Raw genomic sequence first — 24731 nt, forward strand, 5'->3', positions numbered from 1 at the left:
CATCAAAGGTTTTATAAGGGTTCAGTTAAAAGGTTGCCCTTACACCGAAATTATAGGTCTTGTTTTGAGGGTGCGTTACATAACGGGTATTGGTGGCAATCCTTTCAGGGTCGAGTCCTGGAAATTTGGTAAAGGTGAATAGGTTTTCGCCCGAGAAATACAGTCGGATCGCACTCATTTTTATACGTTTAAGCAGCTTTTCAGGTAAATTATAACCCAACTGCACATTTTTGATCCTTAAAAAGGAAGCATCCTTTAAGTAGTAAGTAGATACCGTGCTGATGTTCTGGCTAACGTTTCCTGTTCCGGTCAGGTAAATGAGCGGCATGGTGGTGCTTGGATTACTTGGTGTCCAGGCATTGAGCCAGTCTGTAGTGGGTACAGAACCCTGGTTAAATGGCTGGAAGCCCCATCCGTTTACATATTGCTTTTGTCCCTGTGAACCGAAAAGAAAAATAGACAAATCGAAGTTTTTATATTCAAAATTGGCATTCAGGGAATAGTCATAGTTTGGAAAAATACCAGAAACGACTTTACGGTCATTCTCGTCAATTTTACCATCCCCATTCTGGTCCTTGAACTTGAAAGTTCCCGGAACCGGATTGTATGGCTGTTTCGGGGCGGCCGCAATTTCCTCTGCAGACTGGAATATTTTTTCAAACTCATAGACATAATAACTGTCAAAAGGCAGGCCGACCTGGTCAATTTGGGTCGCTTTGATGGTGGTGGCACTGTATTTTAAAAGTTTGTTCCGGTTGGCCTGCAGGTTGGCCGTAAAGGAATAACCCAGTTCTCCTATTTTGTCTTTATAGGAAAGGGAAAGTTCCACACCACGGTTGCGAACGGTTCCATTGTTGATCGTTGGCGGATCATAACCTACATAAATTGGCAACGGAGCAAGATCCAAAATATCGGTAGTAAGTTTGCTGTAATAATCGGCCGTCAGGTTCAGCTTGTTTTTCAGGAAAGAAATGTCCAGTCCAAGGTCAAAAACTTTTGTGCTTTCCCATTTGATGCTCTGGTCGACCAGACCGGTTTTACGGACGCCATCACTTAAGGTATTTCCGAATGGATAAGAAAAGCCTGTGGTGTATACATCCTGGTAAGGATAAGTACCAATGTTCTGGTTACCCAGTTTTCCTGTGGAAGCCCGGATTTTCAGATCGGAAATTACAGGGAGCAGGTTTTTGAAAAAATCCTCCTGTGAAATCCGGTAGCCCAGGGAAACAGAAGGGAAAACACCCCATTTGTTGCCCTCACTAAAACGGGAGGAGCCATCGTAGCGGATGTTACCTTCCACCAGGTATTTTCCTTTGTAGTCGTAGTTTAAACGGCCGTAGTAAGAATTAAGCGCCCATTCTGAAGCGGTTCCACTGTTGAGCTGGGAACCCGTTCCACCGGCGTCAATTTCAGGAACAGAGTTGTTCGGAAAAGTAACCCTGGAAGCAGAAAGACTTTGTAGTTTGTAATATTCAGCCTGTGTTCCGGCAAGCACATTCAGGGAGTGGTCCCCAAATTTTTTGGTATAGGTCAGCTGTGAATAACCGATCGGGTAAACATAATTGCGGTCAGTAACCTGTAAACCCTGTCCGCCCACATCCAGTGTGCGGAAAGGAGCGTCATTGGGGCCTGCAAACCAGAGGTACTGGTTAATAACCGGTTTATAATCGTAGGTTTTCTGAAAATCAAAATTGGTACCCACACTGGTTTTCCACTGCAGGCCATCGAGAATTTTTACATCTACAAATATATTGCCCTGCATGAAATAATCATTATTGGACGCCAGGGCATTTTCAGCAATGGCTACGGGGTTTTTATTGGCCGTCTGAAAAGCATAGGCGGTCGCGGTATAGCGGCCACTGCCATCGGGAAGTACGGGCCCATATAAAGGCGATTGAGACAGGGTAGAAAGGAAAAGGTCCTGACTGCCCGGTCTTGGGTAAGTCCGGCTGCCATAATTTAAGGTCAGGCTGCTTCCAAAAGTGACCCGGCTGTTGATTTTACTGTTGAGGTTAAACTGCAGGTTGTACTTTTTATATTTAAAACCCAGCATAATGTCCGGTTGGTTCACAATACCCAAACCTACATTGTAAGTGGTGTTTTCAGTCCCCCCGCTTAAATTCAGGTTGTGTGTTTGTACATTAACGGTTTTCATGACCGCGTCCAGCCAGTTGAAACTTGGGTACAGGTTTTTATCTGTGCTGTTGGTATAGGCATCGATTTGTGCCTGCGTAAAACGGTTGCTGGTGGGCGCTCCCGAGTTGATGGCCGCCTGGTTGTACATTTGCATATATTGCGCTGAATTGTACACCAGATCGGGCAGGCTGCTGGCCTTGGTGATGCCCAAATTGTAGCTGTAGGAAATTTGCATTTTACCCGCTTTGCCCTGTTTGGTGGTCACCAGGATCACGCCGTTTGCAGCCCTTGAACCATAAATGGAAGCAGAGGCCGCATCTTTTAAAACCGTTACACTTTCTATATTTTCGGGATTGAGCTGGGTCAGGTTCCCGGGAATACCATCTATAATCACCAGGGGCTCGTTTCCGGCACTGCTGAAAGTACCCATTCCCCGGACCCGAAGAACGTTACCTTCGTTTCCGGCTTCTCCGGAAGCCTGGGTAACCGAAAGGCCCGGAAGTTTTCCCTGCAACAACTGGGTGGGGTTGGTAGAGACCCTTTTGTTCAGGTCTGCACCACTTACAGTAGCCACGGCGCCCGTCAAATTGACTTTCTTCTGTGTGCCGTAACCCACCACCACTACCGTTTCCAGGTCTGTTTGCGTGCTTTTTAAGGTGACATTAATGGTTTGACGGCTGCCCACGGTCTCTTCCTGGTTCTCATAACCAATGGACGAGAACTGAAGTACGGCAGAAGGCCCGGGAACCGTAATACTGAATTTACCCATAGGGTCTGTTACCGTTCCGTTAGAACTTCCTTTGAGCTTTACGCCCACGCCTGGCAATGTTTGCCCGGAACTTTCTTTGACCACCCCCCGGATGGTTAAGCTGTTCTGGGCCAGTACAGTGTTGCCTAAAATGACAAGGAAGAGCATAGCGGAAACTGAGAATAACCGCCTCTTGCATTTTTTTAACAAATCGACTGCAGAATAATTAAATAAATCCTGTTTCATCTTAATTTTTAGTTTTTTTGGTTTTGTTGAATTTTTAACCACCCTGTTTCATCGGGTAGGGCGACCGGTTGTAATTAAGGAATGCAAGGTCTTTAAAATCCAAGGACAGAATATGAGGGGAATGAGTATAGTATTGTACGATTTTGGCAATGTTCAGGGCTTTTTTGAAGATTTCACCAGGAGGAAATCCCGGCCCTGGATGCTGTGGTAACCATACTCAAAACAGAAAAAATAGCAACGGTCTTTAAGGCTTTTGTGAATGTGGGTCTGGTAGGTGAAATCAAATCCGGCGGCCAGGAGCATGCGGTCACTAACCGTTTCTTTTCCCTGATCGTGGAAATTTTTTAAAATCCTGCGGTTCTTTTTTAAGATCCGGCTGATTTCCCTGTAAAGGGGCTGATCGGTTTGATGCTGCCGGTTGTAATGGCTGCTGCGGCACTGGTCATCACAGAATTTTTTGTCAGAGCGGCCAATAAAGGGTTCCTGACATTCCAGACATAATTTTTTCATAAACAATGATCTGGAGCCTAAAACTATATCAGCGATCTGGTAAAATGGTTATTTATTTAACCGTATTTATACGTTTAAACTACGGCTGTTCACAGAAAAGGCGGCAATTTTACGATGCTGAAGCTGCTGCAAAGGAGTTTGGCTTATAAATTTTAAATATGGAAAATTCAATAAATCATGTACGCCTGTCTGGTTTTACCGGTTCGCATCCGGTAATTGTCAATTTCGAAAACAACAAAAAAATGGGCAGGGTAAGTTTGGCGGTAAATGAGTTTTACCGGAACAGTGCCGGAGAAACGGTTAACCAAACCCAATGGTTTAACCTGGTGTTCTGGAACAAAAAAGTCGAACAGCTTGAAGCCAAGGTTAAAAAGGGAAGCGGTATCCGGATTGAAGGAAGGCTTTCCAACCAAAGTTACACGGATAAAAAAGGCGATATACGCTACAGCACAGAAATCATTGTGACCAATTTTGAAGTATTCGCGGAAGCTAATGCCGGTTAAAGCCTAAAGCCAGTCCAGCATAGAAATTTCTTCTGGCCGCGGCGTTGAAATACCTGCCGTTTGCTGCGTTCAGGTCATTGCCCAGGCTGTAGCGCTGGTTCAGTAAATTGTCTGCACCTGCAAATACTTCGGCCCTTACAGAACCAATTTTTAGGTTTTTCCAGCCAACTTTAAATTGCAGCAGGTTATAGGCTGCTGCATAAACGCTGTTCGCATCGTTGAGCGGAATTCGGGATGTATAATTGTGCTGAACAAACAGGTACCATGTACCAGGTAGCAACAGGTCGGCAGTGCTTGAAATTATGTTTTTGGGCACACCCGTTAAATCATTTCCGGAATAATTGTCTTTACGGTCTATGTAATCTTTAAATTTAAAACGGCTTAAAGTCCAGGCCGTACGCAGTTGCAGACCCCTGACCAGACCGTATGATTTTGCAGGGACCAGCCATGCAGAGAAAGCCGTCTCCAGGCCCCATTGTCCGGTTCCTCCGGCATTGAGAAAATACTCCGTATCATTTTGGTTCAGCCGCCTGACAATGGCATTTTGCAAATGGTAATAGAAGCCGGTGAGTTCTCCAAAAAACCTTTTGTTTTTTGTTTCAAAACGCAAACCGCTTTCATAGTTCCAGCCCGATTCAGGCTGCAGGTTTACGTTAATGACATTGTCCGAGGCCCTGATTTCTGCCAGTGTGGGCGGAGAATAACCCCTGCTCACTGAAGCCCTGAAAGAAAGGACCGGACTGCTTTGGTATGATAAAGCCATTCTTGGCATAAACTGGGGGTCAAAATTTTTCGTCTTTTCCGCAGAAGCTTGGGGAGCAATACTTTGATAGTGGTAGCCATACAAATTTCCGCTTGCCGAAATTTCCAGCAGCCATTTTTTAAAAAAATCCAGGTTCAGGTTTAAAAAAGCGAGGCTGGACAAAGCTTTCAAACGGTCCGAGGCCTGAAGGGCAGCGGGGCTGCCATAATTATTGTTAAAGTTCTCTACATCAGAGCGGGTCCGGGTGCTTTCCAGCCCCAGGTTTAGCTTCCAGTTCAGGTCCTGTAGTTCGCGGCTGTATTCTACATAGGTCCTCAGGCCAAGCGTAAATTCTTTGCGGTGCTCGTAATTGGTGATGAAAGGATTTTTGAAATTGGTATAGCTGCTAAAAACAGCTGTAACCTGTTTAAAATTGGGGCTGATTTGCCAGTCGTTGCTTAAGCCCCCAAAAAGGGTCTTGCTATAAATACCGGCCTGTTGTTCCACGGCACTTTTTACGGGACCGGCAGCAGGTCTGGCCTGGCTGGGGTCCTGATCATATTGCAGCGCATTTAAACCGCCCGGGGTATCGTAGTGCAGGTCTGAATAAAATACAAATGCTTTCAGGCGGGCACCAGCCGCATAACGGTATTGATCCATAACCTGAAAGTATTTGCGTTGCATGGCACTGTGCTGCCGGTAGCCATCACTGCGCTGATTGCCCTGGCTCAGTTCGAGCTGATTGTTTGTCCACTGGTGCCCAAAAGCTGCGCTTTGTTGGAACAGGCCATAGGAGCCACCCTGTATTTTAAACTGGGCTGGGCTGTTGCCCATTTGCAGTGGACTGATGAGCACCACACCCCCCGAATTCGCACCATAAATACTGCTTTGGGGACCTTTTAATACTTGGATCTCTGCAATGCTGCTGAGGTCCAGGGCATTCAGATAGGTATTTCCACCAGCATCGGTCAGGGGAAATTCATCGATATAGATTTTTATATTTCTGACCCCAAAAGGAGAACGGAGCAGACTGCCGCGAATGGAAAGCCTGTAACTCCCGGGCGACCTTTCCTCCATTCTGATCCCGGAAATGCTGTTTAAAACCGGAACCAGGCTGGTTCCCGGCACTTTGCCAAGTAGGCCAGAGTCCAGCACCGCAGCGGAACCGGTTGCCCTGAGCAGGGGCTGGGTCGAAAAATAAGGGCGGATGACCACCTCTTTTAATCTTTTTACCGAATCGGGAACGTTCTGGGCAAAAGCCTGTAAACCCACTAACAGCAGCAGAAAAAACAGTCGCATGTTCATGGTTTCAATTATAGTAAAGTTAATCCGTAAACAACAGGTTCTTTTGAAGCAAAAAGATATTCGCTTTTGGCATCACTGGGCTTAAGGGAGCAGTGCGCTACAAGTAGACGGAAACTTACTGAAATATTACCCGGACCTCAAGCGGATTTTACCCGGACCTGGTCCGGGCGATGTCCGGGTAATGTCCCTGTAAAGTCCCTATAAAGTCCGGGTTACGGCTAAAACAATACAAGTTTTAACCCGGTCCCAAACGCCCCAAAAAAGGGCATAAAAAAAGCCGGACCTTGAAGGGCCCGGCTTTTTGAATATACATGTTGGTCTTAGCCTAATCTGCTTTGCAGGTTTTCGTCAATTGCAGCCAGGAACTCTTCTGTATACAGGTAATCTTTACCGTGTTCTACTTTGTTGCCATGGATACAAACCGCTAAGTCTTTTGTCATTTTACCACTTTCAACCGTTTCAATACAAACCTGCTCTAAAGTGTGGCAGAATTTAATCAGTTCGGGGTTGTTGTCTAAAACACCACGGAACTCCAAACCTCTTGTCCATGCGAAAATAGAGGCAATCGGGTTGGTTGAAGTTGGTTTACCAGCCTGGTGGTCACGGTAGTGACGGGTTACTGTACCGTGTGCGGCTTCAGCTTCCATTGTCTTTCCGTCTGGTGTAACCAGTACAGAAGTCATTAAACCTAATGAACCAAAACCTTGCGCAACGGTATCAGATTGTACGTCGCCATCATAGTTTTTACAAGCCCATACAAAATTACCATTCCATTTTAAAGCAGAAGCAACCATGTCATCAATCAGACGGTGCTCATAAGTAATTCCGGCTTCATCAAATCTTGCTTTGAAATCATTCTGATAGATTTCTTCAAAAATATCTTTGAAACGGCCATCGTATTTTTTCAGGATGGTGTTTTTGGTAGACAGGTATAAAGGCCATTTTTTGCTCAATGCCTGGTTAAAACAAGCATTTGCAAAACCACGGATGCTTTCATCTGTATTGTACATCGCTAAAGCAACACCATCACCTTTAAAGTTGTACACGTCAAAAGACTGTACCTCACCACCATCTTCTGGCGTGAAAGTCAGGGTTAATTTTCCTTTTCCTTTAGTGACCAAATCAGTTGCACGGTACTGATCACCAAAAGCATGACGACCAATGCAAATCGGGGCAGTCCAGTTTGGAACCAAACGCGGAACATTGCTCATCACAATCGGCTCACGGAAAACAGTTCCATCCAGAATGTTACGGATGGTTCCGTTTGGTGATTTCCACATTTGTTTTAAATTAAATTCTTTAACGCGGTCCTCATCAGGAGTGATGGTAGCACATTTGATACCTACACCATATTTTTTTATGGCTTCAGCTGCGTCGATCGTAACCTGGTCATCTGTCTGGTCACGGTATTCGATACCAAGATCATAATATTTAATATCCAGATCTAAATAAGGAAGGATCAATTTGTCTTTGATGAACTTCCAGATGATCCGGGTCATTTCATCACCATCTAACTCTACAACAGGCTGGGTTACTTTAATTTTTTGTACAGACATATTATGGATTCAATTTTAATTGATAATAAGGGTCTGTTTAAAATTTTAAACAGGCTCTAAAAAAACAAAGATATAAATTTTGAATTTATAGCCTTGGTTTATGGCAAATTCCCAAAACAATTAAAGATTTAATAACGTTATCATGATATAACATTATACATCATGGGTACAAGCGACAACAACCAGCGCGGATTTAAAAGAGCCAATGATCGATTGCATGGTTCTGATCTGGGCGAAACGAAAGATTTTAACAACCTTTCTTACGATAAAGAAAAGAACAGTTTTGAATATGACGTAAAGAGCGATGATCCGGATTATGACCATCCTTTACCTTATGATACGACTGCGGCCAATGGCGCGGATGAAAACTCGGCCTATGATGAGGCGAACCCTTATGTAGGGGATGAATATGCCAGCCGGGAGACACAAATTCAGGAAGGACTGGAAGACCTGGGAATGCGGGTAGACGACAAAAGGGTCATTGAAGTCAAACCGGAGGATGAATTTCTGGCCAGGACGCCCGAAGATGACCGTCCCGATCTGGATGAAGAGGGGTATCCCCTGAATGATACCCCGCCCAGACGTTAAAGGTTAATGTCCAGGTTAAAGCGTTTGCGCATTTCCTCCAGCTGTGGATTTTTTTGAGCCAGGTACTGGTATTTTTCAATACTGGTGTACAGGCGGTTTTTCAATTGTTTTTCCACTCTTTTGGGCACAATGGTAATGTTGAAATTGCGAAGCTGGGCCCGCAGGAAATTCAGGAAAAAAACCTTTTCTTCATGAAGAATGCCTTCCTGTATTTTGTTTTCTGTTAAAACGGTAATTTCATCACCATTAAGTTCGGGCTCGTTACTGGTAAAAAGGGTATAAATGTGAATTTTTCCTTCTTCCTTAGATTTTTCTGCGTACTGGTTCCACAGGGTCAGCAGGCTTTCCAGGCTAAAAGCTTCCCGGGCATCGCCCTGGATGTATTTGGGCTCGTCGCTTTCTTCGCCTGAGGCGACGCTTTCCAGTGCCGTCAGTGAAGGAATCAGGGTCGCACCCGCCCTGCCGGTCATGGGCTGCGGTTTTAAAATGATTTTATCCGGAAGTATTTTTACGCTGCTTTGGTTTTGTACTGCTGCGGGTTGTACAGGGGCTGCGGGCTTTTCCACTGGTTTTTCAGCCGGTTTTTCAACGATCGGCTGTGCGGCTTTAGGGGCCGGCTCAGCGGTTTTTACATCAGTTTTTTTTTTAATCTGATCTTGGTCAGTTAAGGAATTGGAAGCTGGTAATTGGGCCAGTTGCAAAACTGAAGGGATATGGCACATTTTCAGCAGGGCCAGCTCCACTTGCAGGCGTTGGTTTTTGCTGTTTTTGTAAACCAGGTCACATTGATTGGCCAGGTTCAGCGCGGTTAGCAAAAAGGAGGCAGAGGTCTGCTGGCTTTGGCTAATGTATTTTTGCCGGATGTTTTCGCTTACTTCCAGCAGTTTTAAAGTCTGCGGGTCTTTTCCAACCAACAGGTTGCGCAGGTGACTGGCAAGTCCGTTGATAAAGTTGTTGCCATCGAAGCCATTGTTCAAAATTTCATCAAAAAGGATCAGGGTCTGGCTGACATTGGAGGCGCAAAGGTATTCTACCAGTTTAAAATAGTAATCGTAATCCAGAATGTTCAGGTTGTCGATTACAGATTTATAGGTTAAATTTTTATTGGTATAGCTGACAATCTGGTCAAACATTGAGAGCGCATCCCGGAGTCCGCCATCGGCCTTTTGGGCAATAATGTGCAGGCCGTCGGCTTCCACATTGATGTTTTCCCTTTGGGCAATTTTGTTCAGGTGCGAGGCAATGTCTTCCACCTGGATCCTGTTGAAGTCAAAGATTTGACAACGGGATAAAATAGTGGGAAGAATTTTATGTTTTTCTGTTGTTGCCAGAATAAAAATGGCATAAGAAGGGGGTTCTTCCAGGGTTTTCAGAAAGGCATTGAAGGCATTTGCAGAAAGCATGTGCACCTCATCTATAATATAGATTTTATATTTTCCGGCCTGGGGCGGGATCCTTACCTGTTCAATAAGGCTCCTGATGTCGTCTACAGAGTTGTTGGAGGCCGCATCGAGCTCATGAAAGTTAAAGGAATGACCCGTCTGAAAGGAAACACAGGAATCGCAGGTACCACAGGCCTCCTGATCGGGGGTCAGATTGGTACAGTTAATGGTTTTGGCCAGAATTCTGGCGCAGGTGGTTTTACCAACACCCCTGGGGCCGCAAAACAGGAAGGCCTGGGCAAGCTGGTTGTTTTTAATGGCGTTTTTTAAGGTGCCGGTAATGTGATGCTGGCCAACAACGGTTTCAAACGTTGCAGGACGGTATTTACGGGCCGATACAATAAAGTTTTCCATTCGCCAACGAAATTATAAATTTTTTACCGAGCAGAGGTGCTTTGTTGGAAAATAAATGCTCAAAAAAAATAACAACCCTATTTTCGCAATGAAAATGTGTTTTTTTTTAGTTTTGAGCTCAAATAATTATAATCTAAAATAAACTAAATGAAACGTTTTCTTTTTGTCCTTATCCTGGGACTTCCTATGCTCTGTTTTTCACAATCTAATTTTAAGGAAGGTTATATCGTAAAGAATAATCAAGATACTTTAAAAGGATACATTAATTTTAAAGAATTGAACCTCAATCCCGTTTCTCTGGAGTTTAGGTCTTCTAAAAGTGCTCAAACCCAAATGTTTGATCTGGAAAGTTGCAGCGCCTTTGGCATAGACAGAGAAGAAGTTTATCGAAGGTTTACAGTGAATGTGAGTCAAAGTAGTACACATACTGAAGGCTTATCCCTTGTAGAAGATACAACTTCATTAAGAAAAAAAGTTTTTTTAAAAGTATTGGTCCTTGGAAAAAATGTAAATCTATTTACCTATGAAGATGAGATCAAAAGAAGATTTTATCTGCTTGAAAACGGTCAAAATGAACCCTATGAATTAATCAAAAATGTTTATTTAGATTCCCGGAAAGCGAATACAATCGTTAACGATAAGAGGTATATACAACAATTATGGTCCGCCAGCCAACGCTATGATGTGAATAATGTCCGGGGAGTAGGAAGATTCAAATCTCTGGACTACAATGCGGGTGATCTGGCAAAAATAGTGGCATTGATTAATGAAGAGACAATCGTTAAGTTCAAAGATAAAAAAGATTTAAGATTTTTTATTGGAACTGGATTGAGTATAAGTAAAGCGGCATATAAGGAAAATAGTGAAGTTCCAAAAGTATCAACTGACGGGAAAAGTTCTTTAATGCCCTTTTTGACAATAGGGGCTGATCTTTTTGCAAATTCCGTAATGAAAAAAATAGTATTCAGAGCCGAGATGTCATTTTTTATAAGCAAGTATGACATTTCTGCCAATACACCTTTGCCATCTAAAACCTTTGTCAGTAATACATTTAACCAATATTCCGTTGCTTTAAGCCCCCAGTTGATTTATAGCTTTTACAAAAGCCCGGAATTTCAGGCTTTTGCTGGTGCAGGATTGAGGTTTAGCATTTCTAAGTATAGCAACAGTGTATCTGGTCGTGTGTCCTACCCTTTGCCGATTAAGTATACCGAGAATGAAGCCAGACTGGATCCATTTAACTTTTCTTTACCCTTTAAAGCTGGAGTGATTTTAAAAAACAGATTTGAGATTTCAGCTGGATATGTTTTGCCTTCAGTTGTGGGAAACTCTGCAAGCTTTCATCTTACTACACAACGAATTACTGCAGGAGTTAATTACCTGTTTGATAAGAAATAAGTCTTTTGATTATCTGTTTGATTAATAGAAAATTATTGCTAGATTTGCAGCCCCGTATTTATGCGGAAAATAAATTAAAAAAATAAATAACAATGAATCAGTACGAAACTGTTATCGTTCTAACCCCGTTGTTGTCAGAAGAGATTGCTAAAGAGGCTATTGCCAAATACAGCAAAATTTTATCTGATAGCGGAGCCGAAATTGTTCAAGAGGACAATTGGGGTTTGAGAAAATTAGCGTATCCGATTGAAAAAAAAGCAAGCGGATTTTTTCACCTTACAGAGTACAAATCTTCAGGTGAAGTTATTAGTAAATTGGAGTTGGAGCTTAAACGCGATGAGCGTGTTTTGCGTTTCTTAACTGTAAGATTAGACCGTCACGCGGTGGCTTACAACGAGAAAAAACGTAGCGGAGCTTTTAACAAAAAACCTAAACAGGAGGCTGCAGTATAATGGCAAAAGATCAAATACAATATGTTACCGCTCCAAAAGTGGACGATAACAGAAAAAAATATTGCCGTTTCAGAAAAAATGGTATTAAATATATCGATTACAAAGACGCAAACTTTTTGTTGAAATTCATTAATGATCAAGGTAAAATTTTACCTCGCCGTTTAACTGGTACTTCATTGAAATTCCAACGTAAAGTGTCTCAGGCTGTAAAACGTGCCCGTCACATCGGTTTGTTACCTTTTGTTGCTGACCAATTAAAATAGGAACTGAGAGATGGAAATTATTTTAAAACAAGATATCAAATCCCTAGGGGAAAAAGATGATATCGTAACAGTAAAGCCAGGTTATGGCCGTAACTACCTGATCCCTCAAGGATTTGGTCAGTTGGCTACGCCTTCAGCAAAAAAAGTATTGGCTGAAAACCTGAAGCAAGCTGCTTTTAAACAAGATAAAATTAAGAAAGATGCTGAAGGTATCGCAGAACGTTTAACTGAAGTTAAATTGACTATCGGTGCTAAAGCTGGCGAGACAGGCAAAATTTTTGGTGCTGTAAACACTATTATGATTGCTGATGCATTAAAACAACAAGGTTTTGATGTTGACCGTCGCCGTATTACTTTCGAAACTGAACCTAAATTTGTTGGTGAGTATATTGCCAACTTAAACTTACACAAAGAAGTGAAAGTTAAAGTTCCTTTCGAAGTTGTTGCTGAGTAATCTTTCAACACACATAAAAAAAGCGGCCTGAATTTCAGGCCGCTTTTTTTATGGCATTTTTTGAGGTTTAACGACCTCTTCTTTTGCTCCGGGCCTCGTCAATAATTTTTCTGATCTGCTTGATGTCGCTTTTGGAAAAACCATGAACTTCAATTTTATTGCCGTTCAGGAACAACCTCAGCGTTGAAAAACCGATCATTGGGGAGTCGACCTCTATGGATGTAATGTCTTCGTATTGAAGATATTTGGAGTCTCCGCTAAACAGGCCCGGTGATTTAATTTCTATACTGTTTTCCTCCAGGTAAATTTCTGTAGGGAAAACTTTATTGCCTTCAGATAGTCTTGATGCTGTAAATTTCATTTTTTGTGTATTTCTATGCGAATGTAGAGAATTTATTTAATTCTTTTAAAATGGAGGTGTCAACAGATGTTAAGGTAAATTAATGTTTTTATTACCTTTGGCTAATGGCAAAGAGAAAGCGCTCGGTAAGCAGATCAAAACAGCCCCTGCTGAAAAAAATTACTTCTTTATTGGGAAGGATCCTGATCTGGTTTTTAGCAGTAAGTATTTTATGGGTACTGGCTTATCGTTTTATCAATCCTCCGATTACCCTTTTAATGATCGAAAGGAACATAGAGCGTAAATCGGATGGAAAGTCTTTTAAAACGGCAAAAAAATGGGTGGCTTTTGATGACATCTCTGACAACATGAAAAGGGCTGCGGTATCGGCCGAAGACCAGCTTTTTTTAAAACATATGGGCTTTGACATTAAGGCCATAGAAAAGGCTTATGAAAGCAATGAAAAGGGCAAAAAAGTAAAAGGAGGAAGCACCATTTCCCAGCAAACAGCCAAAAATGTGTTTTTATGGCCGGGACGTTCCTGGATCCGTAAAGGCTTTGAGGCATATTTTACTTTGCTGATCGAAATGCTCTGGAGCAAGGAGCGCATTCTGGAGGTTTACCTGAATGTGATTGAAATGGGCGATGGCATTTATGGTGCCGAAGCCGCTTCGCAGGAATATTACGGTAAATCCTGCTCTTCGCTCAGCAGGGCAGAGGCTGCGCTGATTGCTGCCTGTTTTCCAAATCCCTTACGCTGGACGCCTAAAAACCCGACCAGGTACATACAACACCGCCAGTACCTGATTATGCGCAACATGCGCCGTCTGGGGCCTTTGGATTTTTAAGGTTATAAAAGGTGCGAAAATAGGGTATTGTGCCAGCTTTTTTCAAACGGAATTTCCCATTTGGTGTTGAATTCCTCGAGGTTTTGGACCAGGTTGTTGAACACAATGGTTTTAGGACCTATCTTTTTAATGTTTACCAGGGTTTCAAAATCTTCTTTATTGCTGACAATCACCTGCCCGTCGATTTTATAGGCCATATTGAACCTGTTGAACAGGTCTACATGATAGGTTTGTTCAATGTCTTTAAGGATGCGCACAGATGCATCAATTGAACAGCCTGTTACCCCTGACGCAGTTTCATCTACGGTAAGGACAATAAAAAAATTATAAAGGACTTCGGCTTTGGCTTTCAGCTGATGTCCGTGCGCCTTCCATTGCTCTGTAAAGGCATTCAATTGTTCTTGAATTGCTGCAACCTCTGTGCTGCTGAATTCACGGTCGCTCTGGTAAACCCAGACTTTAGATTGTGGAGAAAAACTCATATCACAAATTTAACATTTTATTTAAATTAGGTTGAGTAAATGACAAGCGCAATGAAAAAGTTTACAAAAAACTTAAGATCCTTGTTATTGGCCGCTTCAGGGCTTGTTTTATGTGCGTTTAGTCTGGAAGGCCTCTTGAATGAGGATGCAGTATATGTTCAGAAAAAGTTAAGTGACCATTATGATGTCGCTGCTCAGGGCGCTGACATTAAGCGTTATGAGCTGAATGTTACCAACACTGGCTTTTGCCGGTACAAGCGGCATTTTGCAAATGGCAAGGTCGAATATTTTTCTTTCAACTTCAGCAAGTTCAAAGACCTGGACTATTATGGAACAGTTAAAAACGGCAGGCTTTTTTTACGTACCAAAGGGGAAGATGTGATTGTGCAAACCTATAACGATAAGAAAGGCGACATCGACAGCATGTCTTCTTATCTGTCTATCCCATTGAGGGATATGGAGCCTGAAGACCTGACTGATTTTTTGGAGAAATTTCGCCGGATAAATGTTCAGCTGGCTGCCCGATAGTAAATACCGCACTTTCTTCTTGCCTGGAGGCGACCACCACATGAACATTGGTTTCCTGAGCTTCAAAAAGATCCAGAACCAGCTGAGGGTCGTTGTTGTCCCTGGAAAGGTGGGAGAGCAGCAAATGGGTCATGTGTGCCGGCCGGTGGGTCAAAAACAAGTCCAGGGCCTGCTTGTTGGATAAGTGTCCCTGGCCGCCGCTGATGCGTCTTTTCAGGTAAAAAGGGTAGGCGCCTTTAAACAACATTTCCTCATCGTAATTGGCTTCCAGAAAAGCGGCGTCACATTGTTTAAAGTGATGGATCAGTTGATCACAGACAGCGCCCAGATCAGTAAATATGCCCACTTTTGTAGGACCGCAGGAAACGGTAAAACTATGTGGTTCTGCAGCATCGTGAATTTTTAAAAAGGAACGTACACACAGATTGCCTATACAAATGTCCTGCTCCTGGCTTAGTGGCCGGATGAGCTCTTCTTTTAATTTAGCGCTGCAGTTTAACAGGGTGCCTGGTGTAATGTACACCGGCAGCTGGTATTTTTTTGCCAGAACGGCCAGTCCGCGGATGTGGTCGGAATGTTCGTGGGAAATGAAAATGGCTTTTACACTGTGCATGGACAAACCTATTCTGGCCATACGGATTTCGGTTTCTTTACAGGAAATTCCGGCATCAATGAGTACTGCTTCCTGCTGGTTGCCCACATAATAGCAGTTCCCGTTGCTCCCGGAATTTAAAGAAGCGATAAACAGGGTATTACAATCCATTTGCCCTTGCAGTGATCTCGGCAATATCCAGTACTTTCACCTTGTCCGACTGGTCCTTTAACTTCACGCCATCGTTGAGCATGGTCATGCAAAACGGGCAGGATGCGGCAACAATCTGGGGGCTGGTTTCCAGGGCCTCTTCAATGCGTTCTATATTGATGTCTTTGTTTCCTTTTTCGGGCTCTTTAAACATCTGTGCGCCGCCGGCTCCACAGCAAAGGCCATTTGATTTGCAGCGTTTCATTTCCACCAGCTGGGCATCGAGTATTTCCAGTGCCCTGCGGGGAGCTTCATACACATCATTTCCACGGCCCAGGTAACAAGGATCGTGATAGGTGATCTTTTTGCCTTTAAAACTCTCTCCGCCTTCGGCCTTGAGTTTTCCCTGGTCAATTAACTGCTGGATCAATTGGGTATGGTGGATGACCTCATAGGTTCCGCCCAGGCCCGGATATTCATTTTTTATGGTATTGAAGCAATGCGGGCAGCCGGTTACAATTTTTTTGATGTTGTAGGCGTTCAGGACCTCTATATTGGTCATGGCCTGCATCTGGAACAGGAATTCGTTACCGGCCCTTTTGGCAGGGTCTCCGGTACAGCTTTCTTCTGTGCCCAAAACTGCATATTTTAAACCAACATGGTGCAGGATTTTACAAATGTCCCTGGTGGTTTTTTGTGCACGTTCGTCGTAACTTCCGGCACAGCCCACCCAGAATAAGATTTCAGGTTCTTCGCCCCTGGCGATCATTTCTGCCATGGTTGGCACTTCAAAATTTAGTTGCTCGCTCATCTTTCAGCTCAAATTTTTTATTAGTTTTCTTTTGCCCAGTTGAAACGGTCTGCAGGAGAATATTTCCATGGTGCACCATTGTTTTCTATATTGCCCATCATGGCGTTCAGACTGGCTGGGGACTGGGATTCTTCCATTACAGCATATCTTCTCAGTTCGGTGATAATGGCCAGGGGATCTATATTGATCGGGCAGGCATTGGTACAGGCATTACAGCTGGTACAGGCCCAGATTTCTTCCCGGCTGATGTAGGTGTCAATTAAGGACTTTCCATCGTCAAAACCATTGCCCGTTTTGTCTATATTTTTTCCAACCTCTGTGAGCCTGTCGCGGGTATCCATCATAATTTTACGCGGAGAAAGCAGCTTACCGGTCAGGTTTGCAGGGCATACGGAGGTGCAGCGCCCGCATTCGGTACAGGTATAGGCATTCATCAGATTTACCCAGCTCAGGTCATTGACATCTTTGGCCCCAAAACGTCCTGGCTCGGCAGGCTCGGGTGTAAAGGATGGGTCCAACATGGCTTTAACCTCATTGGTTACACTTTTCATGTTGCTGAATTCCCCTTTAGGTTCCAGGTTTGAAAAATAGGTATTTGGAAAAGCAAACAGGATGTGAAAATGTTTGGAGTAGGGCAGGTAGTTCAGGAAGGCAAATATACCGACAATGTGGAACCACCAGCAGCCTCTTTCGATCATCACCAGCGCCGTAGCACTGTCAGGTAAAAGGTTTTGAAGGAACTGGCTGACCGGAAAGGCACCTGCAGAAATATAATGTCCGTAACCCATGGCCTGTAATTTGGCATCTGCGGCATTCATGATCAAAAATGCGCTCATGAGCAGGATTTCGGTGATCAGGATATAATTGGCATCGGATTTTGGCCAGGAAGTCATTTCCACCCCACTGAAGCGTTTTAATTTTAAGATGTTCCTGCGGACCAGGAACAGGGCACAGGATACCCATACGCCCAGGGCCAGGATTTCAAAGGATCCGATCAGTACATTGTACAGGGCGCCCAGACCGCCAAAAATACGGTGGGTACCAAAAATACCGTCGATCATAATTTCCAGCACTTCGAGGTTGATGATCACAAAACCTGCGTAAACCAACAGGTGCAGGAAAGCGGGAATAGGACGGAAAAACATTTTTGTTTGTCCGAAAGCCACCTTGAGCATGGTCATCAGTCTTTTTTGTGGCTGATCTGTGCGGTCTGCTGCCTTACCCAAACGGATATTGCGTATAACTTTCTTTGCATTATAGCTGAAAAGGGCTACGGCCGCAAGGCATAAGGCTATAAACAGGATTTGTGCTATCATTCTTTAAATTATCTTTAGAGTAACGCTAAGTTAAGTTAATTCGGGCAAAACCATATTATTATGCATGCATAAAATATAAAATTTAGAAAAGTTTTAAATAACTTATTCTGATTATCAATGGCTTATTAAAGATGCTAAAAAGTATTTTAATTTTTTTTGAAATATAATTTGGAGTTCAAAAAAAAGAAACTACATTTGCACTCCCAACCGAAAGGAACGGCACAAAAATAAGATGGTGCGGTAGCTCAGTCGGTAGAGCAAAGGACTGAAAATCCTTGTGTCGCCGGTTCGATCCCGGCCCACACCACTGCAAAAAGCCTTAGATTTCTCTAAGGCTTTTTTGTTTTAAATCATTTGTTGTTTTTGCTCAACCAAAAATAGCCTGCTTTAAAATTTGTACAGCTTCTTCCATTTCTTTTGTATTCAGGGAGGCAAAGCCAATCCTCACGGCATTGTAACTGGTCTGCTCGGTATTGTAAATTTCTCCGTTGCTCAGGTACAGGCCTTTGGCCGAGGCTCGGACGGAAATGTCTTTTAAAGGATATTCCGGGTTAAACTTTACCCATACGGCCATTCCGCCATCTGGTTTTTTATAATTAACTGCGCCTTTTAGCTGCTGGTCCATGAGCTCGCAGAGTTTGTCCCTGCGATGGTGATAAATTTTATTGGCTTTTTTAACATACCTGGCCAGGTCGCCATTATTGATCAGGGCGGCCAGGGAGTCGCCGAGCAGGTGGTCACTTCTAAGGTCTATCAATACTCTTAAGCGCAATACCTGGTCAATAAAATCCTTGTGGGCAATCATAAAGCCTGCCCTGACGCTGGTCGAGAGTAATTTAGAAAAAGAGCCCAGGTAAATGATCCGTCCATTGTGTTTACTGCCGGCCAGCGGCAGATAGGGGGTAGAGCTGTAGTGGAAATCATAATCATAATCGTCTTCCAGGATGGCAAAATTGTATTTGGCGGAAAGCTCCAGCAATTGCATTCTGCGTTCGGGACTTAAGGTTACCGTTGTGGGGTGGTGATGGTGCGGAATAACATACATCATGCTGATCCGGTGTTTTTTGCAGCAGATTTCTGCGGCCTGAAGGTCTATACCCTGGTCATCGGCCGGAATTTTTAACAGTTTGGCCCCCAGTTGTTCAAAAACCTTGTTGGCCAGAAAGTAATTGGGTTCTGCGACCAACACATAATCTCCGGGACGGATCAGCAGGCTGGCGGCAAGGTAAATGCTCATCTGGGCCCCCTGGGTAATCAGGATATTGGAAGGCTGGATCGATAAGCCCCTGGTTTCTCCGAAATAGGGGACAAGACTTTCCCTGAGTAAGGGAGAGCCTGCGGCCAGGGCACCCTGTACAGTCCGGTTGGTATAGGAATGTTTAAGCCTGCTCCTATATTCCCGGAACAATAAGTCCAGCGGGGCCAGCCTGTTGTCGGCAATGCCTTCATCGAGAATCAGGTGCGGCGTAATGACCGGATGCATGGGCGTAAAGGGACTGGGCGGGGGCATTTTGTAAAAAGGGACGGTTATGGTGCCTTCAAAACTGGAATCGGGTTCTTTGCTCCAGGTTTTTGCTTTGATTTCCGGAAGGTTTCTGGCCACCCGGGTGCCTTTCTGTGGTAAAACTTCTGTCCAGCTCTGTGCGTAAAGTTCGTTGTAGGCTGCAATAACCGTTTTGCGGTGTACTTTAAGCTGTTTGGCCAGTTCCCGGGTCCCGGGCAGCTTTGAGCCAGGTAATAGATGGCCCGAGCGGATGGCACTAACCAGGCTGTTGGCAATTTGTAAATACAGTGGGCTGCTGGTATCCCTTTGGGGCGCTAAGAGTGAAATGAATGGCTGCATCTGGACTATTTACTTTTTAGAAACTGGATGCTAATTTAGTCCATAAGAGCCTTAATTTTGTAGGGTAAATTTTAATAAAATGTCAAAAAGAAAAACACTACCTGAAGCAGATCCTAAAGCCTACAGGACTATGCAGGCTTTTGAAAAATACCTGGCCGAAAGTTCGTTGGATAAAATCCACGTTGAACTGATTAAAATCAGGGTATCTCAAATTAATGGCTGTGCCTTTTGTTTAAATATGCATACGGCCGATGCCCGTAAACTGGGGGAAACCGAACAACGTATTTATTTACTGGATGCCTGGCGTGAGGCTACTTTTTATTCTAAAGAAGAACGTGCTATTTTGGCTTTGGCTGAAGAAATGACCGTACTTTCAAAACACGGTATTGCTGATGCGGTATATGACCATGCCCTGGAGGTTTTAGGCCAGCAATACCTGACAGAAGTGATTATGGCGATTGTGACCATGAATTCCTGGAACAGGATCGGAATTGTAACCGGACTGCATGCAGAATAAATTTAAGCGGTAAATTTGTGAAAAGGGACAACATTTTTTATATGTTGTCCCTTTTTTATTGGACTAAAATAACTCTTTGAGGTGTTTGTAATTGGATTTTACAGTTTCCAGTACTTCATCCATTTTGCCGCCCAGGATCATTTTTCCCATGGTAATGGCATAACCTTTCATTTGTTCAAATTCTATTTTGGGTGGCATGGCCAATGCCTCGGGATCGGTCATTACATTCACCAGTACCGGGCCCGGCTGTGCCAGGGCTTGGGTTAAAGCGTTCCGGACTTCTTCAGGATGGTTAACGGTGATCCCCGGGAAACCCATGGCCTGTGCGACCAGGGCAAAATCGGGGTTGATCATATCGGTTTCATTGTCGGGCAAACCGGCAACTTCCATTTCCAGCTTCACCATGCCCAGGGTCCTGTTGTTAAAAACAACAAGTTTTACCGGCAGGTTGTATTGTTTTATGGTGGCTAAATCACCCAGCAGCATGGAAAGGCCCCCATCACCGCAAAGGGCAATGACTTGTTTTTCAGGGTGGGCCAGGGCTGCCCCAATGGCCATAGGCATTGCATTGGCCATAGAGCCGTGGTTAAAAGAACCCAGTAGTTTGCGCTGGCCGGTCGCATCAATATAACGTGCCCCCCAAACGCAGCACATACCGGTGTCTACAGTAAATATCGCATCCCTGGTGGCCAGTTCATTGAGTACCGAAGCCACAAATTCGGGGTGTATGGCATCTTTTTTACCAGCGTCATGAACATAGGTGAGCAGGTTTTCCTTCACTTTTGCATAGAGCTGCAGGTGGGCTTTTAAAAAACTTTCGTCGGTTTTAGCTTTCAGCAGGGGGAGCAGTGCTGTAACACTGTCTTCGATTTTTCCGCATAAACCCATTTCCAGTTTTGCCCTGCGTCCCAGTTTCTCGGGTTTTTCATCGATCTGGATAATTTTTTTATCATCAGGAATAAAAGGGGCATATGGAAAATCTGTGCCCAGCAGCAACAGCACATCGGCTTCGTGCATGCTGTGGTAAGCTGCAGGTAAACCGAGCAGACCGGTCATGCCAACTTCATAGGGGTTATCGTATTGCATGCCCATTTTTCCCCGAAAAGAATAACCAACGGGAGCTTTGAGTAAGGCCGCAAGCTGAACGACTTGATCGTGGGCTTTTTCGGCGCCAATGCCGCAAAAGATGGTGATTTTGTGGTGGTCGTTCAAAAGTGCAGCCAGATTGCTCAGTTCTGTGTCCGAGGGCCTGAGTACGGGATTGTTGTAATAGTTTTTTGAAGTGTATATATCCTGCTGGGCATCAAGTGCAGCCACATCGCCCGGAAGTCCAAAGACTGCTACTCCTTTGCGGTGAACGGCATGCTGGATAGCGGCCTGCAGCATTCTTGTGGCCTGTTTTGGGGTGGTGGCAATTTGATTGTAATGACTGCAGTCGTCAAATAATTTAATGGTATTGGTTTCCTGAAAGTAATCTGTGCCAAATTCGTAAGTTCCGCAGGTGGAGGCAATGGCCAAAACAGGGACGCCCGACCGGTGTGCATCGTAAAGGCCGTTGATCAGGTGTACATGACCTGGGCCGCTGCTTCCTGCGCAACAGGCCAGACCATCGAGCTCTCCTTCTGCTGCTGCTGCAAAGGCACCGGCTTCTTCATTACGGACATGGATCCAGCGGATGTTTCCATTTCTGCGTACTGCATCATTTAATTCGTTCAGGCTGTCTCCTGTAACGGCATATATTCTTTTAACGCCATTATCTACCAGTGTTTCTACAATTTGGTCTGCTACCTTTTTGCTCATAACCCTATTTTTAAGGTGAAAGTTCTTTGAATAGAAACGGTATTTTGGGGCATATTGTTTGCCTTTGATGCGGGCTAAAACGGAAATCCTGCACTGTATTTTAAATTAAGTTTATTTATTTTGATTCCAAATAGTATTTTTGCCCTTTAATCACTTATACACCAGGCAAACACAATGAAGAAAAATCTTAGCGGATGGGCCAAAACCCGTGAATTTATAAATCAGATGCATTTATGGGTAGGACTTGGAATAGGATTAATTGTGATTTTGGTATGCCTTAGTGGTACCATTTATGTTTTTAATGATGAAATCAGGGAAGCCGCAACACCCGAACTGTTTAAGGTAAAAGCCGAAGGAAATCAAAAGGCTTTGTCTGCCGAACAGTTAATTGCCCTGGTGCAAAAGGAAAGTGGCGGAAAGGTGGTTTCGGTCAGGGTGCCTGGGGATGCAGACCGTTCCTGGCAGTTTGGTGTAAAAAAGAAAAAAAGCAAAGAAGAAAAAGCAATGTCCGCAAAGCATGACCAGGGCTCGGGGGCCGGGCATGGGGAAAAGAAAAAAGAAGGCAAGGACAAAAAAGATAAAAAAGAGGGGAAAGCGGTTGTTTATTACGTGAACCCTTATACCGGCCAGATATTGGGTAACTCCAAAGACCTTAAGTCTGCAACGGTTCAATTTATGACCACGATGTTTAGCCTGCACCGCTGGCTATTGCTGGACAAAATAGAAAAGCCAATTTTCGGTGAATTGGAAAACAGAACACTGGGTGGCTACATTACCGGTGCTTCTGCCATTCTTTTTACTTTTGGTGTACTTTCGGGGGTGGCACTTTGGTTTCCGCGAAAATGGAAATCCTGGAAACAAGGTTTGAAAATTAAAACCGGAGGGAGCTGGAAACGGACCAATCATGACCTGCACAACAGCCTGGGTTTTTATGCCTGTATTTTTCTGTTTTGCATGAGCGCTACCGGACCACAGTGGTCTTTTGACTGGTACCGGACCGGTTTGCGAAAAACATTGGGAACCTATAAACCCGAAGAAAAGGGAGAAGAGAAAAAAGGACCTTTTTCTGAAATACCTGCCCAAAAAGGACCAAAGCTTTTGATTGCAGATTATGTGGCCGCGAGTGATAAAGTTTTGAATTATAAAGGAGATTGCCAAATCAGCTTGGCGGCAGATTCTGCAGGGACGGTCAATGTGAGTAAGTTTAAGGCAGGCTTTTTTGATGCTCCTTCTGCCGACCGTTTGGTGCTGGACCAGTATTCTGCCAGGGTGATCCAGGCGACTGTTTTTGCTCAGTTGCCCTTCAATGAGCGGGTTAGCGGATCCATCAAGGCGATCCATACAGGGGGCGTGTATGGTCTTCTGACCAAAATCCTTTATTTTATGGCCTGTCTGATCGCCACCAGTTTACCGGTTACCGGAACGCTGATCTGGATCAATAAAATGAAAAAGAAAAAGACAAAGCCTGCAAAAGCATTAAAGCTGGAAAAACTTCAGCCTGCCGCTGTTATCTGAGGTGCAGTAATTTGAGCATGCTGAGGTGACCGCGAGGGCTTTTGGTTTTGTAAGCCACAAATGCGGCAGTTGCACAAAGGCCTATTATTCCGGCCAGACAAACCGCCAGTCTTGGTCCGAAAGCCTGGGCGGTCCAGCCGATAATTAAACTTCCGATTGGGATCATGCCCTGATAAGCCATAATGTAATAACTGATTGCCCTTGCCCTCATGGCCGGAATGGTATGGGTTTGGATATAGGTATTAATGGCTGAAGTTTGGGCCATCATGCCCAGGCCGCTAAAGGTCATGAAAACAAGGGCCAGGGAAAGGATTCCTGAATAGGCCAGAAAGATCAGGCTCAAACCGAAAATGGTACTGGCAATGATCATAATGCGCAGAAGCGGTTTTGCCGAGCGGAGGTTGGCCAGGTACATGGCGCTGATCACAGAACCCAGTCCGGCTGCGCTTTCAAACCAGCTGAAGGTACCTGCATTTCCATGAAAAAGGTCCTTGGCAAAAATAGGCATAAGGGTATTAAATGGGATCACAAACAAACTGCTGATGCCGATCATCAGGATCATACTGCTCAGCTCCCGGTCCCGGGACACGTATTTAAAGCCTTCTTCCAGCTCCAGCCAAATGCTTTTTTGTGGTTTTTCCAGTACAGTGAGGTTTAGTTTCATTAAAAACAAACAGGCCAGTACAGGAATGTAGCTTAAAAAGTTGCCGATAAAACAGAAATCCTCCCCAAAGGTGCTCAGTATGACCCCTGCAAATGCCGGCCCCACTATTCTGGCCATATTGGCCATGGTGGAGTTGAGGGCAATGGCGTTGGGCAGGTCTTCCTTATGATCGACCATTTCTACCATGAGCGATTGTCTGCAGGTTACATCAAAAGCATTGATGATGCCCTGGATGAGGCTTAAAAAAATAATGCAGGGAATGTTGTAGAATTTAAAAAAGATAATGGCTGCAAGTGCACCGGCCTGTAGCATGGAAATCACCTGGGTGATCATCAGGATTTTGTAACGGTTGTGGCGGTCAATTAAGCTGCCTGCATATGGAGAGAGGATCAGTGAAGGGATCAGACTGGCGAAGGCCACCAGGCCCAATAGCATTGCTGAGCCTGTAAGGCGGTATACGAGCCAGCTGACCGCTGTTTTTTGCATCCATGTCCCAATCAGGGAAATGCTTTGTCCGTAAAAGAAAAGTTTGAAATTGCGGTATTTTAAAGATCTGAATATGTTCATTGTGGTAGATGCCCTGAAGGACTGCACAAATTTCGGTATAAAGAATTGAGTTGTAAAATTG

Annotated in this window: 23 protein-coding genes and 1 tRNA gene; 11 read left to right on the forward strand and 13 right to left on the reverse strand. The window is 44.2% G+C overall.

Annotation, left to right across the window (positions count from 1 at the left end):
* Positions 1-25: 25 nt before the first annotated feature.
* Both B0O44_RS17145 and B0O44_RS17150 read right to left on the reverse strand, forming a co-directional pair.
* A complete protein-coding gene (locus B0O44_RS17145; RefSeq protein ID WP_245943688.1) occupies positions 26-3130 on the reverse strand; it encodes a SusC/RagA family TonB-linked outer membrane protein in 3105 nt (1034 codons plus the stop codon).
* A gap of 153 nt (positions 3131-3283) precedes the next feature.
* On the reverse strand, positions 3284-3640 hold the full coding sequence (locus B0O44_RS17150) for a hypothetical protein (protein WP_110833233.1): 357 nt from the start codon (positions 3638-3640) through the stop codon (positions 3284-3286).
* 158 nt (positions 3641-3798) lie between these two features.
* Here B0O44_RS17150 and B0O44_RS17155 point away from each other — a divergent pair, with 158 nt between their 5' ends.
* A complete protein-coding gene (locus tag B0O44_RS17155; protein ID WP_110833235.1) occupies positions 3799-4143 on the forward strand; it encodes a single-stranded DNA-binding protein in 345 nt (114 codons plus the stop codon).
* On the opposite strand, the gene B0O44_RS17160 is transcribed toward B0O44_RS17155, so the two are convergent.
* The gene (locus B0O44_RS17160; protein ID WP_245943690.1) at positions 4130-6190 is read right to left on the reverse strand and encodes a TonB-dependent receptor; all 2061 of its coding nucleotides are present in this window, start codon (positions 6188-6190) and stop codon (positions 4130-4132) included. The genes B0O44_RS17155 and B0O44_RS17160 overlap by 14 nt on opposite strands.
* Before the next feature lie 320 nt (positions 6191-6510).
* Entirely contained in the window at positions 6511-7746 is a 1236-nt protein-coding gene (locus B0O44_RS17165) for an NADP-dependent isocitrate dehydrogenase (protein WP_110833237.1), read from the reverse strand.
* 162 nt (positions 7747-7908) lie between these two features.
* Between B0O44_RS17165 and B0O44_RS17170 the strand changes: the two genes are divergently transcribed.
* Complete coding sequence (locus tag B0O44_RS17170) at positions 7909-8334, forward strand: hypothetical protein (protein ID WP_110833239.1); 426 nt, start codon at positions 7909-7911, stop codon at positions 8332-8334.
* On the opposite strand, the gene B0O44_RS17175 is transcribed toward B0O44_RS17170, so the two are convergent.
* A complete protein-coding gene (locus tag B0O44_RS17175) occupies positions 8331-10130 on the reverse strand; it encodes a DNA polymerase III subunit gamma/tau (RefSeq protein ID WP_110833242.1) in 1800 nt (599 codons plus the stop codon). The two genes, B0O44_RS17170 and B0O44_RS17175, sit on opposite strands and share 4 nt — an antisense overlap.
* A gap of 147 nt (positions 10131-10277) precedes the next feature.
* Between B0O44_RS17175 and B0O44_RS17180 the strand changes: the two genes are divergently transcribed.
* The 4 genes from B0O44_RS17180 to rplI all read left to right on the forward strand — a co-directional run bounded on the left by B0O44_RS17180 (position 10278) and on the right by rplI (position 12697).
* A complete protein-coding gene (locus B0O44_RS17180) occupies positions 10278-11528 on the forward strand; it encodes an outer membrane beta-barrel protein (protein WP_110833245.1) in 1251 nt (416 codons plus the stop codon).
* A 92-nt stretch (positions 11529-11620) separates the two neighbouring features.
* On the forward strand, positions 11621-11980 hold the full coding sequence (gene rpsF / locus B0O44_RS17185; RefSeq protein WP_110833247.1) for a 30S ribosomal protein S6: 360 nt from the start codon (positions 11621-11623) through the stop codon (positions 11978-11980).
* Complete coding sequence (gene rpsR / locus B0O44_RS17190) at positions 11980-12243, forward strand: 30S ribosomal protein S18 (protein WP_110833249.1); 264 nt, start codon at positions 11980-11982, stop codon at positions 12241-12243. The genes rpsF and rpsR overlap by 1 nt, the downstream gene beginning before the upstream one ends.
* A 10-nt stretch (positions 12244-12253) precedes the next feature.
* Positions 12254-12697 (forward strand): 50S ribosomal protein L9, encoded by a 444-nt coding sequence (rplI, locus tag B0O44_RS17195; protein WP_110833252.1) that lies wholly within the window; start codon positions 12254-12256, stop codon positions 12695-12697.
* Positions 12698-12764: 67 nt separating this feature from the next.
* Here the strand turns inward: rplI and B0O44_RS17200 are convergent, their stop codons facing one another.
* Positions 12765-13058 (reverse strand): hypothetical protein, encoded by a 294-nt coding sequence (locus B0O44_RS17200; RefSeq protein ID WP_110833254.1) that lies wholly within the window; start codon positions 13056-13058, stop codon positions 12765-12767.
* Between the two features lie 104 nt (positions 13059-13162).
* Here B0O44_RS17200 and mtgA point away from each other — a divergent pair, with 104 nt between their 5' ends.
* A complete protein-coding gene (gene mtgA, locus B0O44_RS17205) occupies positions 13163-13885 on the forward strand; it encodes a monofunctional biosynthetic peptidoglycan transglycosylase (RefSeq protein WP_110833257.1) in 723 nt (240 codons plus the stop codon).
* A 2-nt stretch (positions 13886-13887) separates the two neighbouring features.
* Here mtgA and B0O44_RS17210 read toward each other — a convergent pair whose 3' ends face one another.
* Positions 13888-14367, reverse strand: coding sequence for an ABC transporter ATPase (locus tag B0O44_RS17210; RefSeq protein WP_110833259.1), 480 nt, complete (start codon positions 14365-14367; stop codon positions 13888-13890).
* 51 nt (positions 14368-14418) lie between these two features.
* On the opposite strand from B0O44_RS17210, the gene B0O44_RS17215 reads away from it, so the two are divergent.
* Positions 14419-14895 carry a hypothetical protein gene (locus B0O44_RS17215; protein ID WP_110833261.1) on the forward strand — a complete coding sequence of 159 codons (477 nt, stop codon included), beginning with the start codon at positions 14419-14421 and terminating at the stop codon, positions 14893-14895.
* Here the strand turns inward: B0O44_RS17215 and B0O44_RS17220 are convergent.
* The 3 genes from B0O44_RS17220 to B0O44_RS17230 are packed head-to-tail and all read right to left on the reverse strand — an operon-like array spanning position 14807 to position 17764.
* Positions 14807-15658, reverse strand: coding sequence for an MBL fold metallo-hydrolase (locus B0O44_RS17220; RefSeq protein WP_110833263.1), 852 nt, complete (start codon positions 15656-15658; stop codon positions 14807-14809). The two genes, B0O44_RS17215 and B0O44_RS17220, sit on opposite strands and share 89 nt — an antisense overlap.
* Positions 15648-16448 carry a (Fe-S)-binding protein gene (locus B0O44_RS17225; RefSeq protein ID WP_110833265.1) on the reverse strand — a complete coding sequence of 267 codons (801 nt, stop codon included), beginning with the start codon at positions 16446-16448 and terminating at the stop codon, positions 15648-15650. The genes B0O44_RS17220 and B0O44_RS17225 overlap by 11 nt, the downstream gene beginning before the upstream one ends.
* A gap of 20 nt (positions 16449-16468) precedes the next feature.
* Positions 16469-17764: a 4Fe-4S dicluster domain-containing protein gene (locus B0O44_RS17230; RefSeq protein WP_110833267.1), complete on the reverse strand. Its 1296-nt coding sequence runs from the start codon at positions 17762-17764 to the stop codon at positions 16469-16471.
* A 234-nt stretch (positions 17765-17998) separates the two neighbouring features.
* Here B0O44_RS17230 and B0O44_RS17235 point away from each other — a divergent pair.
* Positions 17999-18071, forward strand: a tRNA-Phe gene (locus tag B0O44_RS17235).
* A 60-nt stretch (positions 18072-18131) separates the two neighbouring features.
* On the opposite strand, the gene B0O44_RS17240 is transcribed toward B0O44_RS17235, so the two are convergent.
* On the reverse strand, positions 18132-19607 hold the full coding sequence (locus B0O44_RS17240; RefSeq protein WP_110833270.1) for an aminotransferase-like domain-containing protein: 1476 nt from the start codon (positions 19605-19607) through the stop codon (positions 18132-18134).
* A gap of 79 nt (positions 19608-19686) precedes the next feature.
* Here B0O44_RS17240 and B0O44_RS17245 point away from each other — a divergent pair, with 79 nt between their 5' ends.
* The gene (locus tag B0O44_RS17245; RefSeq protein WP_110833272.1) at positions 19687-20124 is read left to right on the forward strand and encodes a carboxymuconolactone decarboxylase family protein; all 438 of its coding nucleotides are present in this window, start codon (positions 19687-19689) and stop codon (positions 20122-20124) included.
* Positions 20125-20187: 63 nt separating this feature from the next.
* On the opposite strand, the gene B0O44_RS17250 is transcribed toward B0O44_RS17245, so the two are convergent.
* On the reverse strand, positions 20188-21924 hold the full coding sequence (locus B0O44_RS17250) for a thiamine pyrophosphate-dependent enzyme (RefSeq protein ID WP_110833275.1): 1737 nt from the start codon (positions 21922-21924) through the stop codon (positions 20188-20190).
* Positions 21925-22098: 174 nt separating this feature from the next.
* On the opposite strand from B0O44_RS17250, the gene B0O44_RS17255 reads away from it, so the two are divergent.
* Complete coding sequence (locus B0O44_RS17255) at positions 22099-23439, forward strand: PepSY-associated TM helix domain-containing protein (RefSeq protein WP_110833277.1); 1341 nt, start codon at positions 22099-22101, stop codon at positions 23437-23439.
* On the opposite strand, the gene B0O44_RS17260 is transcribed toward B0O44_RS17255, so the two are convergent.
* On the reverse strand, positions 23432-24670 hold the full coding sequence (locus B0O44_RS17260; RefSeq protein WP_110833280.1) for an MFS transporter: 1239 nt from the start codon (positions 24668-24670) through the stop codon (positions 23432-23434). The genes B0O44_RS17255 and B0O44_RS17260 overlap by 8 nt on opposite strands.
* Positions 24671-24731 lie beyond the last annotated feature (61 nt).

It is taken from the genome of Pedobacter nutrimenti, from assembly GCF_003208655.1.
Taxonomy (GTDB): Bacteria; Bacteroidota; Bacteroidia; order Sphingobacteriales; family Sphingobacteriaceae; genus Pedobacter; species Pedobacter nutrimenti.